This is a genomic window from Streptomyces sp. VRA16 Mangrove soil, assembly GCF_017377775.1.
Taxonomy (GTDB): Bacteria; Actinomycetota; Actinomycetes; order Streptomycetales; family Streptomycetaceae; genus Streptomyces.
In genome coordinates this window covers 184,817-197,916 of sequence record NZ_JAFVLN010000008.1, presented here as the reverse complement: position 1 = coordinate 197,916, position 13,100 = coordinate 184,817, and the positions used below count along the sequence as shown (strand labels likewise).

At 72.5% G+C, this 13,100-nt stretch carries 9 protein-coding genes and 1 pseudogene; 8 read left to right on the top strand and 2 right to left on the bottom strand.

Annotation, left to right across the window (positions count from 1 at the left end; translation table 11 throughout):
* Nucleotides 1-100 precede the first annotated feature (100 nt).
* Nucleotides 101-1,096: a 2,3-diaminopropionate biosynthesis protein SbnA gene (gene sbnA / locus J3486_RS22870; RefSeq protein ID WP_207823158.1), complete on the bottom strand. Its 996-nt coding sequence runs from the start codon at nt 1,094-1,096 to the stop codon at nt 101-103.
* A 139-nt stretch (nt 1,097-1,235) separates the two neighbouring features.
* Complete coding sequence (locus J3486_RS22865) at nt 1,236-2,153, bottom strand: TauD/TfdA family dioxygenase (protein ID WP_207823156.1); 918 nt, start codon at nt 2,151-2,153, stop codon at nt 1,236-1,238.
* A 153-nt stretch (nt 2,154-2,306) separates the two neighbouring features.
* Here J3486_RS22865 and J3486_RS22860 point away from each other — a divergent pair, with 153 nt between their 5' ends.
* From J3486_RS22860 to J3486_RS44255, 8 genes and pseudogenes are all read left to right on the top strand, one after another.
* Nucleotides 2,307-6,296, top strand: a complete 3,990-nt coding sequence (locus J3486_RS22860; RefSeq protein ID WP_207823154.1) for a non-ribosomal peptide synthetase — start codon at nt 2,307-2,309, stop codon at nt 6,294-6,296.
* Entirely contained in the window at nt 6,293-7,069 is a 777-nt protein-coding gene (locus J3486_RS22855) for an SDR family NAD(P)-dependent oxidoreductase (RefSeq protein ID WP_207823153.1), read from the top strand. The genes J3486_RS22860 and J3486_RS22855 overlap by 4 nt, the downstream gene beginning before the upstream one ends.
* 34 nt (nt 7,070-7,103) lie before the next feature.
* Entirely contained in the window at nt 7,104-8,108 is a 1,005-nt protein-coding gene (locus J3486_RS22850) for a 3-oxoacyl-ACP synthase III family protein (protein ID WP_207823149.1), read from the top strand.
* Between the two features lie 10 nt (nt 8,109-8,118).
* A complete protein-coding gene (locus J3486_RS22845; protein WP_207823147.1) occupies nt 8,119-9,081 on the top strand; it encodes a zinc-binding dehydrogenase in 963 nt (320 codons plus the stop codon).
* Nucleotides 9,082-9,166: 85 nt separating this feature from the next.
* Entirely contained in the window at nt 9,167-10,204 is a 1,038-nt protein-coding gene (sbnB, locus tag J3486_RS22840; protein ID WP_207823145.1) for a 2,3-diaminopropionate biosynthesis protein SbnB, read from the top strand.
* A 15-nt stretch (nt 10,205-10,219) separates the two neighbouring features.
* A complete protein-coding gene (locus J3486_RS22835; RefSeq protein WP_207823143.1) occupies nt 10,220-10,759 on the top strand; it encodes a YbaK/EbsC family protein in 540 nt (179 codons plus the stop codon).
* A gap of 9 nt (nt 10,760-10,768) precedes the next feature.
* Nucleotides 10,769-12,277 carry an anthranilate synthase component I family protein gene (locus J3486_RS22830; protein ID WP_207823141.1) on the top strand — a complete coding sequence of 503 codons (1,509 nt, stop codon included), beginning with the start codon at nt 10,769-10,771 and terminating at the stop codon, nt 12,275-12,277.
* Nucleotides 12,274-12,828 (top strand): annotated as a pseudogene (locus J3486_RS44255) (aminodeoxychorismate/anthranilate synthase component II); the annotation flags it as partial. The gene J3486_RS22830 and the pseudogene J3486_RS44255, both read left to right, overlap by 4 nt.
* Nucleotides 12,829-13,100 lie beyond the last annotated feature (272 nt).

Below are 13,100 nucleotides of genomic sequence, written 5' to 3'. Positions count from 1 at the left end.
CTCCCCAGTTACGGATTCAACAGCCTGCCGATGCTGGCGAGGGCCGCCATACCCGCTCCATATTCGGGTGGTTGACGTGAGGTGATGGGGGTGGGAGCGGTCAGCTCCCGGTCTTCCACAGCTGCGAGATCTCGCCGAACCGCTCGCTCACCCACCGGTCGTCGTAGATGGTGTCGAGGTAGCGGTCGCCCCGGTCGGGGAAGAGCAGGACGCAGTGCGAGCCGGCCGGGATCGAGCCGCTGATCTGCTGGAACGCGGCGACCACCGCGCCGGACGAGCCGCCCGCCAGCACCGCCTCGCGGCCGACGAGCCGCCGGCAGCCGACCACGGTCTCCAGGTCGGTCACGTGCACCACCCGGTCCGCGGCCGTCGGGTCGAAGAGGGCGGGCCGCACCGACGCGCCGTGCCCGGGGATGAGCCGGGTGACCTTCTCGCCGCGGTCGTCGAAGAGCACGCTGCCGACGGCGTCGACCGCGACCATGGTCGTGCCGAGGCTGTGCTCCCTGGCGTACTGGGCGCACCCCTGGAGCGTCCCGGTGGTGCTGGTGGCGCAGAACAGGTAGTCGACCTTGCCGTCCAGGGCGTCGGCGATCTCGCGCATCGTGCGCTCGTGGGCCGCCGGGTTCTGCGGGTTGGCGTACTGGTTGGGCCAGAACGCGTGCGGCAGGGTCGCCACCAGGTGCCGCACCCGCCGCAGCCGGCGCTCCAGGTACTCGCCGCTGACCGGGTCCGGCTCGGTCACCTCCTCGATCTCGGCTCCGTAGGCCCGCAGGATCGCCAGGTTCTGGCGCGAGGTCTTCGCGTCGACCACGCAGATGAACCGGATGCCGTGGTAGCGGCAGAGCTGAGCGATACCGACCGCGAGATTGCCGGAGCTCGACTCGACCACCACCGAGCGGACCGGGTCGATTTCACCGCTCTTTATCGCGTCGAGGACCATGCTCACCGCGGTTCTGTCTTTTATGCTGCCCCCGGGATTGAAGCCCTCTATCTTGGCGAAGACCCTTCCGGGGAAGTCCGGCGCCAGTTTGCTGAGTTCCACCAGGGGCGTTCCCCCGACCGTTCCGAGGATGCCGCCTGCAGCTTTTTCCTTCATAGCCACTCCTCTTCGAAAACACCTGCCTCAACGGTTGGTCCGAGGGCTATAGGGCCCCTATACGGGAGCGCACACGGGAGAAATGAGCGAAGGCCCGCCCCCGCGGACCGGGGCCGGGCCTTCGTCCGTCGCGGGCCGTTCAGTCGGACATCGCCACCAGGACCCGGCGCTGTCCCGCGTACGGCCGGCGGCCGTGGGCGACCAGCACGTTGTCGATGACCATCAGGTCCCCGGCCTGCCAGTCGACGTTCACCGCGGTCTCCAGACCCCGGTCGCGGATCTCCAGGACGTGCTCGGCGGGGATCGGCGAGCCGTCCGCGTAGGTGACGTGCTGCGGCAGGTCCTCCTCCGGCATGATCCGGGCCAGGGCGGCGGCGGTCTCGTCGCCGAGCGCGGCGTGGTGCCACTGGTCGGCCTGGTTGAACCACACCTCCGTCCCGGTGACGGGGTGGGTGACGACGGCCGGACGCAGCTGCGCGATCCGCAGCCCGCCGTCGCGCTTCCACTCCCAGGTGGTGCCGGCCATCCCCGCCAAGTGGCCCTCCACCTCGGCGCGGTCGGAGGTCTCGAAGGTCTCCTGCCAGCTCTTTCCGAAGCCGTGCCCGTCGTGCAGGTTCTGCGTGTAGCGCACGCCGTCGGCGAAGGCCTCCCGCAGTCCGGGCGAGAGCGCCGCCAGCCAGGCGTCACCGGGGACGACCGGCGTCGCGCCCCCGGAGCCCGGGGTCGTCTCGCAGTAGAAGGCGAGCCGGGACGGCCACTTCGCCGAGTACGACAGCTCGTTGTGCATCGAGATGGTCTGGTCGGCGGGGTACTCGGTGGACGTGTAGATCCGGTCGCCGACGTGGCTGCGCGGCGAGTTCCCGTGCACGTACGCCAGCCGGTTGGGCAGCACCCGGTCGAGTACGCCGTCGAGCGACGCGGGTGAGATGCCGAAGCCGCGGAACACCACGGCTCCCTCGGCGAGCAGCAGGTCGTCGAGCCGCCCGGTCAGGTGGTCGAGGAGCGGCCCGTCCGCGGGCGTGATCTCCGCGGGGGCCCAGGTGATGGTTTCCGTCATGAGCACGAGAATCCCGCCGCAAGCTATACGGCCCCTATCGACGGCCGCCCGCGGCCCTTGTCGGAAGCGGTCGCAATAGGTTCACCATAGGAAAACGGTCTACTTTCCCCGGGACTTGAAAGGAAGTGCCGTCCTGCGACGAGAGGGCCCGACGTGACAGCTTCACCCGTGCATTCCGACGACTCGTCCAGGTTTCCGCTCACCGAGGGCCAGGCCGGAATCTGGTACGGCCGGCAGCTGGACCCTTCCGGGCTCGCCCACTCCTATGCCGAACTCCTCGACATCCAGGGCCCGATAAACCCCGGGCTGCTCCAGGAATCGGTCCGCCGGGTGGTGCGGGAGGCGGACGCGCTGCGCACGACGTTCGGCGAGGATGCGGAAGGCCCCTGGCAACGGGTGGACGCCGACCGGGACCCGGACGTCCCGCTCGTCGACCTCACCGCGGAGGCCGACCCGTCGCAGGCCGCCGACGCCTGGATGCGCGCCCGCATCGGCACCCCGCTGGACCCGGCCGCGGGCGAGGTCCAGCGCCACGCGGTACTGCGCCTCGCGCCCCGACGGCACCTGTGGTTCTGGCAGTTGCACCACCTGGTCTCCGACGGCGTGGGCTCCCAGCTGCTCGCCCGCCGCGCGGCGCAGATCCACGACGCGCTGGCCGCCGGCCGGACCCCGCCCGCCACGCCCTTCGGCAGCCTCGCCGCCCTCGTCGAGGAGGACCTGCACTACCGCGCGTCCGCCGCCTTCCGGGACGACCGCCGCCACTGGGCCGACACGTTCGCCGACCTCGAACACGTACCGGGCTTCACCGCGCAGACGACGGCGCCGACGGGTGTGGCGCTCCGGCGGACCTGGTACGCCGACCGTGAACTCGGCGCTCTCCTCGACGAGTTCACGGCCGGCCACGGCGTGAAGCGGTCCCATGTGCTGATCGCCGCGTTCGTCGCGTACGTCAGCCGGATGACCGGTACGCGCGAGCCCGTGGTCGGCCTCCCGGTGGCGAACCGCCACACCGAGGCCGCCGCGACGACCCCCGGCATGGTCTCCAACATCATTCCGCTGCGGGTCCCCGTCGACCGCGCGGGCGGCTTCCTCGGCCTGCTGGAACGGGTCGCCGAAAGCATCGGGCGGACGCGGCCGCACCGGCGGTACCGCTTCGAGGACATCCGCCGCGACCAGCGGACCCGACGCGGCACCGCGCGCGTCTTCGGCCCCACCGTCAACGTCATCTCGCTCGACGCGGAGCCGGCCTTCGGCGGGTGCCCCGCCCAGCACCGCAATCTCGCCCCGGGCCCGATCGAGGACTTCATGCTGGGCGTCTACACGACGCCCCGGCAGACGACGTTCACCATCGACGCCAACGCGGGCCTGTACAGCGCCGAGGACCTCAGTGACCACCGGGACCGGTTCGACGCGTTCCTGCGGCAGGTCCTCGTACGGCCCGGACTGCCCCTCGGCGAGATCGACGTGCTCACCGCCGCCGAGCGCCGCGCGTTCCTGACCGCGCGTCCGCTGCGTGCCGGGGCCGACGCGTCCGGCACCCTCGTGGACGCCTTCGAGGCGCAGGCCGCCCGCAGCCCCGCGGCCACGGCCGTGCGGGGGGAGGGCGAGGCCCTGTCCTACGCGGAGCTGAACGCGCGGGCCAACCGGCTCGCACGGCTCCTCGTCCAGCACGGCGCGGGGCCCGAGCGGCGGGTCGCGGTCTGCCTGCCGCCCACCGCCGACCTCGTCGTGGCGCTCCTGGCGATCCTCAAGTCCGGAGCCGCGTACCTGCCCATCGACCCGGAGTACCCACAGGACCGGATCGACTTCCTCCTTGAGGACGCGGAGCCGCTGCTGCTGCTCACCACCTCCGGCGCGGCGCCCCGGCCCTCCCGGGCGGCCGTCGTCACCATGGAGACCGACTCCGCGGCCGTCCTTCGCGACCTGGCGGCCCTGCCCGCGGACGACCTGCGTCCGCGAGAACGCCTCACCGCCCTCACCCGGGACAACGCGGCCTACGTCATCCACACCTCGGGCTCCACGGGACGGCCCAAGGGCGTGGTCGTCACGCACGGGAACGTCCTGAGGCTGTTCGCCGCGACCCGGGAACTCCTCGACCCGCGCGCGGACGACGTATGGACCATGGCCCACTCGTTCTCCTTCGACTTCTCCGTCTGGGAGCTGTGGGGAGCACTGCTCCACGGCGGACGCCTCGTCCTCGTCCCGACGGCGACGCGCCGCTCGCCCGACCGGCTGCTGCGCCTGCTCGCGGACGAATCCGTCACCGTGCTCAGCCAGACCCCCTCGGCGTTCCACCAGCTGCTGCGGGCGCTCCAGGACGAGCCCGCACTCACCGGGCGACTCGCGCTGCGCCACGTCGTCTTCGGCGGTGAGGCGCTCGACGTCCGACGGCTCGCGCCCTGGTACGAACTGCACGGTGACGGCGGCCCGTCGCTGATCAACATGTACGGGATCACGGAGACCACCGTGCACTCCAGCCATCTGCCGCTGACCGGCCCCGGACCCACCGCCCGCGGCGGGAGCCCGATCGGCCGCCCCCTGCCCGGCCTCGCGCTCTACGTCCTCGACGAGGACCTGCGGCCCGTGCCGCCCGGGGTCACCGGCGAGATCCACGTGGCCGGCGGCCAGACAGCCCGCGGCTACCTGAACCGCCCGGACCTCACCGCCGAACGCTTCCTCCCCGACCCGTTCGGCCCGCCCGGCTCCGTCATGTACCGGTCCGGCGACCTCGCCCGCCGCGACGCCCGGGGCCTGCTGCACTACGAGGGCCGCGCCGACGACCAGGTCAAGATCCGCGGGTTCCGCATCGAACCGGCCGAGATCGAGGCCGAGTTGCGGGCCGACCCGGAGGTCGAGAGCTGCTGTGTCGTCGTCCGCAGGGACGCGGTGGGCGACGAGGTCCTCGCGGCCTACGCGGTGCTCACCGACCCGTCCGCCACGGACACCGCCGCCCTGCGCCACCGCCTCGCGCGCCGGCTGCCCGCCCACCTGGTCCCGGCCACGGTGACGGCGATCGACCGGATACCGCTCACCCGGAACGGCAAGCTCGACCGGCGCGCCCTGCCGGATCCGGTGCACCGCCCCCGCACCTCACGAGCCACCGCGGAGCCGACCCCGGCCGAGCGGACCGTCATCGACGCCTTCGGCCACGCCCTCGGCGTCCCGGCGACCTCCACCGCGGACGACTTCTTCGACCTGGGCGGCGACTCCTTCAAAGCGGTCCGCCTGGCCCGCCGCCTGGGCCACGGCACCACGGTCCTCGACGTGTTCCAGAACCCCACCCCGGGAAGCCTGGCCCTGCGCGTCGAGGAGCTGCGCGTCGAACAGCTGCGCGCGACGCACCGGCCGCCCGACGCGCCGGACGGCACGGAACAGCGCCGCATCCTGCGACGGCTCGCCGGCGACGAGAACGCGGCCGTCAGCCTCGTCTGCATCCCCTACGGAGGCGGCACCGCCGCGGCCTACCACCGCCTCGCCGCGGCCCTGGCCCCCGGGATCGCGACCTGGAGCGCCGCCCTGCCGGGACACGACCCGACCCACCCCGCGGAACCCCTGCTCGCCCTGGACGACACCGCCGAACGGATCGCCGCGGAGATCGACGGCCTGATCGGCGGCCCCCTCGCCCTGTACGGGCACTGCGCCGGGTCGGCGCTCGCGGTGGCGGTCGCCCAGCGCCTGGAGCGGCAGGGGCGCCGGCCCGCCGTCCTGTACATCGGCGCCGCCCTGCCGTCGACCGCACCGGAACAGGAACTGGCACGCGCGGAGAACTGGCCGGCGAAATCCCTGTACGAGTTCATGAAGGCGCTCGGCGGATTCGACGGGGCGCTGGAGGAGTCCGATCTGCGGACCGTCCTCGACGTGCTGCGGCACGACATGACACAGGGCCTGCGGTTCCAGCTGGCGGCGGAGAAGGAAGGGCACCGGCCCCTGGCCACTCCGCTCGTGCTCGTCGCGGGCGACGAGGACGCCGCGACACGGGGCCACGAGACGGCGTACCGGAACTGGAAGCACTACGCGGCCCACGTCGAACTGGCCGTCATTCCCGGCGCCGGACACTACTTCGTCGGCCACCGGCCGGAGGAACTCGCCGCGATCATCGCCGGACGCCTCGGAACACCGACGCCGCACGAGGAGACCCGATGACGTCCGCCACGGTCGCCCTGGTCACCGGCGGCACCTCGGGACTGGGACTCGCCGTCGCCGCACGCCTCCTGCGCGACGGCGTGACCCCGGTGATCCTCGGCCGCAGCGAGGAACGCGGCCGGCACGCCCTGAAGACGCTGGGCGGCCCGGCCCTCTTCGTCCGCGGCGACGCCGTGGGCGAACAGGACGTGGCCCGGGCCCTGGACGTCGCCACGGAGCGGGGGCACCTGCGCGCCGTCGTGAACTGCGCCGGAGCGCCCCACGCGGCGAAGGTGGTCGGCCGGGCGGGACCGCACTCGCTGCGGGACTTCACGGACGTCGTCACGGCCAACCTCGTGAGCGCCTTCAACGTCGTGCGCCTGGCCGCCGAGCGGATGATGGCGAACCCGCCGCTGGAACAGGAGCGCGGCGTCATCGTCAACACGGCGTCCCTGGCCGCCTTCGACGGACAGATCGGGCAGGCGGCCTACGCGGCGTCCAAGGGCGGCATGGTGTCCATGACGCTGCCCCTCGCCCGCGAACTGGCCGCTTCCCTCATCCGCGTGGTCACCGTGGCCCCCGGCTTCTTCGAGACGCCCGCCGTCGCCGCCGTCCCCGAGGAGGCCCGCCGGGAGCTGGACCGCGATCTGCTGCACCCCCGGCGCTGGGGGGATCCGGCGGAGTTCGCGGACCTGGTGGCGCACATCATCGGCAACCCGATGATCAACGGCGAGACGATCCGCATCGACGGCGCGGTCCGGATGTCTCCCGGGCGGCGGCCCCGCAGCTCCTGAAACGTTCAGCCCGAACCCGGAAGGTGAATCTGCCATGAGTGTGGGCATCCGCTCGATAGGCGTCTGTGTACCGGAGAACGAGGTCACCAACGCACAACTCGTCGAGCGTTTCGACACCAGCGACGCCTGGATGCGCGAACGGCTCGGCATCTTCAGCCGCCGGATCGCCGGACCCGACGAGTTCACCTCCGACCTCGCGCTCGGCGCGCTGGAGGACGCGTGCAAGCGGGCCGGCACCGACCCGGCGAGCATCGACCTGCTGATCTGCTGCACCGCCACCCCCGACCACATGATCCCGGCCGTGGCCGCGATGATCCTGCGCAAGGCGCAGATCCGGGGCGTCCCCGGCTTCGACGTGAACGCCGGCGGCTGCGCGGGCGGGCTCTTCGCCCTGGACGTCGGCCACAAGTACATGGAGTCGGGACAGTACGGCCGGGTCGCCGTGGTCGTCGCGGACACCGTGGCCCAGCTGAACGACCCGGACGACCGCACCCAGCACGCCATCTTCGGGGACGGCGCCGCCTGCTACCTCCTGGAGCACTGCACGGACAGCCCCGGCATCGGCCGCACCCTGCTCGGCACGGACCCGGAGCGCTACGACACCGCCCTCGTCGAACGCATCGACGTCGACGGCCAGTTGAACCGCTTCAGCGGCGCGAACGTGACACGGATGGACGCCAAGGGGGTCAAGGACTTCGCCCTCTCCGTCGTCCCCGGCTTCGTGGACACGGTGACCGAGTCGGCGGGCATCGGCCTCGACGACGTGAAACTGATCGTCACGCACCAGGCGAACCCCACCCTCGTACGGAACCTTGTCGGCCTCCTCGGCCAGCCGGCCGACAAGGCCGTCGTCGTGGCCGACAGGTTCGGCAACACCAGCGGCTCCAGCGTGGTGATCGCGCTCGCCGAGGCCGAGCGCACCGGCCGGCTCAGCCCCGGCGACGCCGTCCTCCTGCTCGGTTTCGGCGCCGGCATGAGCTACGCGGGAACGGTCGTCCACTGGTGCGGCGACGCGAACTTCCCCCAGCGAGAGTGGTGAAGGACCCTTCATGTTCGCCGCCTACGCCGCCGACATCGCACCGCGCGAGCCGCTGCGGGGGCTGCGGCTCGGAGACCGCCCGGCGCCGGGGACCCGGCCCGGCTGGACCCGGGTCGAGGTGCGCGCCGCCTCCCTCAACCACCACGACCTGTGGTCACTGCGCGGGGTCGGACTCCCCGCGGAGCGGCTCCCCATGATCCTCGGCACGGACGCCGCGGGCGTCGACGAGGACGGCAACGAGGTCATCGTGCACCCGGTGATCGGCCTGACCGGTCACGGGCTCGCCCCCGGGGAGACCCGCTCCATCCTCACCGAGAAGTACCAGGGCACCTTCGCCGAACAGGTCGCCGTGCCCACGGGGAACCTCGTGCCCAAGCCGCCGGAGCTCTCCTTCGCGCAGGCCGCGTGCCTGCCGACGGCGTGGCTGACCGCGTACCGCATGCTCTTCACCAAGTCCGGTACGCGGCCCGGGGACTCGGTGCTCGTCCAGGGCGCGGGCGGCGGCGTCGCGACGGCCGCGATCGTGCTCGGCAGCGCGGCCGGACTGCGCGTCCTCGCCACCAGCCGCGACGCCCACCGGCGCCGGCGGGCCCGCGAACTCGGCGCCGTCGCCGCGCTGGAGCCGGGGGAGCGGCTGCCCCACCCGGTGGACGCCGTCCTCGAGACCGTCGGCGCCGCCACCTGGTCCCACTCGGTCAAGTCCCTGCGCCCCGGCGGCACCCTGGTCATCTCCGGCGCCACGAGCGGGGACCGCCCCGCGCACGCGGAACTCACCCGCATCTTCTACCGGGAGATCACCGTCGTCGGTTCGACCGTGGCCACCAAGGACGAACTCCAGGGCCTGCTCTCCTTCTGCGCCGCCACCGGCGTCCGGCCGGTCGTCGACGAGGTGCTGCCCCTCGACCGCGCCCGGGACGGCTTCCGGCGCATGGAGTCCGGCGCACACTTCGGAAAGATCGTCTTCACGGTCTGAGCGGCTCCCGCGATGCGGCGGGCCGGCGTGCACTCCGGACCACTTGATATCCGGGCTATAGGGGGCGTCCTTAGCGTCCTGGTTCATGTCGACCCACACACAGACACCCACCTTCGCCGTGATTTCGGGAGCCGAAGTCGACCGCGCGCTCGCCGGACGGCACCGCGAGGTCACCGGGATCATCGAGGACGCCTACCGACTCCACGGATCGGGCGGGACGGTCAACCCGCCCTCGTACTTCCTGCGTTTCCCCGACCGTCCCGACGCGCGGATCATCGCGCTCCCCGCCTCGGTCGGGGGTGACAACGCCGTGGACGGCATCAAGTGGATATCCAGCTTCCCCGGCAACATCGCCACCGGCCTGCCGCGCGCGTCCGCCGTCCTCATCCTCAACGATCCCGCCACCGGATACCCCCTGGCCTGCATGGAGTCCTCCATCATCAGCGCCTCCCGCACCGCCGCGTCGGCCGCGCTCGCCGCACGCACGCTGAGCGAGGCCCGCGGCAGCCGCCCGGCCCGCCTCGGGTTCATCGGGACCGGGCTCATCGCGCGGTACGTGCACGCCTACCTGGCCGCCAACGGCCTGGAGTTCGACGAGATCGGCGTGCACGACCTCAAGGCCGAGTACGCCGAGCAGTTCGCCGACACCATCGGCGACCGGGCGGGCGACGCGCGGGTCACCGTCCACGACAGCGCCGAATCGCTGATCCGCGGCAGCGACCTGATCGTCTTCGCCACCGTCGCCCCCGCGCCGCACGTCGACCAGCCCGCCTGGTTCGACCACAACCCGCTGGTGCTGCACGTCTCGCTGCGCGACCTGAGCACCGACGTGGTGCTCAGCGCCGCCAACTTCGTCGACGACATCGAGCACTGCCTGAAGGCGAACACCTCCCCGCATCTGGCCGAACAGCGCCTCGGCCACCGCGACTTCCTCGACGGCACCCTCTACGACGTCCTCACCGGCGCGGCCGAGGTCCCGGCCGACAAGCCGGTGATCTTCTCCCCGTTCGGCCTCGGCGTCCTCGACCTGGCGCTCGGCAAGTACGTCCACGACACCGTCCGGGAGAGCGGACGGCTCGACGTGGTGGACGGCTTCTTCCACGAGACCCGCCGCTACGGCTGAAAGGGCCCGATCGCGATGACAGTGCACACGACGACCACCTACGAACGGGTGCTCGCCCTGCTCGACGGCGCGGGCTGCGCCTACCGCGAGATCGCCCACCGCGCCGAAGGCCGTACCGACATGGCCAGCCTGCTGCGCGGACACCCACTGCGTCAGTCCGCCAAGTCCATCGTCCTGCGCGTCGCCCTCGGCCGGAAGCGCTCGGCCTACGTGCTCGCGGTGGTGCCCGGCGACCGCCGCGTCGACCTCGCCGAGGTCGCCCGCACCGCGGGCGGCACCCGCGCCGACTTCGCCGACCGGGCCTCCGCCGAGCGGCTCACCGGCTGCGTGAGCGGGGCGATCGTGCCGTTCTCCTTCGACGACCGGCTGCGGCTCGTGGTGGACCCGGAACTCCTCGACGAGGACGAGATCTGGTTCAACGCGGCCCGCCTCGACCGGTCCCTGGCGATGTCCCCGCGCGACTGGGCGGCCCTCGCCGAGCCCCTGTTCGCCCCGGTCGCCGAGGCGCGCCGGGCCACCGTCGTCGTGCCCGGCGGCGCGGCCGGCGGAAGGTGACGGGGCGCCATGACCGTCGTTCAGGAGCAACCGGCCGGGCCACCGGCCGCACACGCGCCAAGACCTCCGCGGATCGGCGTCCGGATCCGGGAACGCAGGCTGCCCGCCCACGCGCCGCTCGACCTGTACACCACGGCACGCCGCCGCCTCGGCCCCGACGTCTACCTCTTCGAGAGCCCCGAGGGGCCCTGGCGGGACAGCGGCACCGCCGTCGTCGGCTTCGGCCGCCTGGCCGAGATCCAGGTGCACGCCCGGTCCGTCACCGTCAGCGGCACCGAGGCGGTCACCGGCGCGGTGCTGCGCGCCGCCGACCGCATCGGCATGCCCGCCCTCGGCCCGGACAGCCGCGCGATCGCCGCCCCGGACCAGGTCTGGGAGCTGCTGCGCGCCGCCCAGCAGGGCTTCACCCTCGAAACCACCCGCCCCGAGGGGGAGTTCAGCTTCGGCTTCCTCGCCGCGTTCGGCTACGGGGCCGCCTGGCACATGGAGCAGCTGCCGGCCCGGGAGACCTCCGGGCCCGACATCGTGCTCACGCTGTTCAGCGACACCGTGCACTACGCGCCGGACGGCTCCGTACGCCATCTGCGCGCGCAATCCGCGGACTTCGAGCCCTGCCGCTTCGACCCGGCGGACGGCATCGAGGCCGTGGGGGAGAGCGCCGGGGTACCGCGGGCACCCGTACCGCGGTCGGTCCACGACAGCCTGACCCGCGAGGAGTTCCTCGCCCGGGCCGAGCGCTGTCTCGAGCACATCAGGGTCGGCGACATCTACCAGATCCAGATCGGCCACAGCATCGACGTCCGCACCCCGCTGTCGCCCACGGACGTCTACCGCAGGCTCAGGTCCCGCAACCCGTCCCCGCACCTGTACCTGGTGCCACGGGCGGGGGACACCCTGATCGGCGCCAGCCCCGAACTCCTGTTCCGCATCGACGGTTCCCGGATCGAGATGCGCCCCATCGCGGGCACCGCACCCCGCGGCCCCGACGAGGACGTCAACCGCGCGCAGGTGGCCCGGATGCGCGCCAGCGAGAAGGAGCGCGCCGAACACGTGATGCTCGTCGACCTGTGCCGCAACGACATCGGCCGGGTGGCACGCACGGGCAGCCTCGACGTCCCCGTGCAGCAGACGGTGGAGACCTTCTCGCACGTCTTCCACCTGGTGTCGGTGGTCGAGGGCGAACTGGCCGAGGACACCGACGTCTGGGCGGCGGTGCGCGCGGTGTTCCCGGCGGGCACCGTCACCGGCACGCCCAAGATCCGCGCCATGGAGCTCATCGAGGAGCTCGAACACACGCCGCGCGACATGTACGCGGGGGCGGTGGGCCTGATCGACGTACGTGGCCCGAGCCGGCTCGCCCTGTGCATCCGCACGGTCGTGCACGACGGCATCGGCTACCGGACGCAGGCCTGCGCGGGCATCGTCGCCGACTCCGAACCGGCGGCGGAGTGGCGCGAGACGCTGCACAAGATGGGGGCCGCCCACTGGGCGCTGACCGGTCAGGAGCTGCTGCCGTGAACGTGCTGCTCGTCGACGCGTACGACAGCTTCACCCACATCATCGACCAGTACCTGCGCATGCTGGGAGCCGACACCGACGTCGTACGGTCACGCACCCTGACCCCGCGGGCACTGCTCGCCCGGCAGCCCGACGCGGTCGTCCTCGGCCCGGGGCCCGGCCATCCGCGCGAGTCCGGACACGTCGAACTCGTCCACGCCTTCGCGGGCCGGGTGCCACTGCTCGGGATCTGCCTCGGACACCAGGCGATCGGGCTGGCGTACGGCGGCCGGGTGGACGTCGCGGAACGGGCCAGGCACGGCAAGACCAGCCCGCTGCGCCACGACGCCTCCACGCTCTACGCGGGCATCGGACAAGGCACGCGCGTCACCCGCTACCACTCCCTCGTCGTCGCCCCCGAACTGCCGCCGCCCCTGACGGCGACCGCGCACGCCGAGGACGACGGCGCGGTGATGGGGCTGCGCCACCGCAGCCTGGCCGTGCACGGCGTGCAGTTCCACCCCGAGAGCATCGCCACGGACCACGGGATGCGGCTCATCGAGAACTTCCTCGGCACGGTCGGCACGCCGGACGATCCCGGCACGTCGAACGACCTTGGTGCGTCGAGCGAACCCGGCGCGTTGGCCGACTGTGGCGCGTTGGCCGAACCCGGCACGTCGGCCGAACCTGGCACGCTGGCTGAACCTGGCGCGTCGGCCGAATCTGCCACGTCGCATCCGCCGTATAGGACGCGCATAGCCCCCGGGGCGACAGTGGCCTGACCCGGCGACAGCACGGCGACAGCACGGTGACGGCCGGTGCGAACGGACAGCGCCTCTCCGAG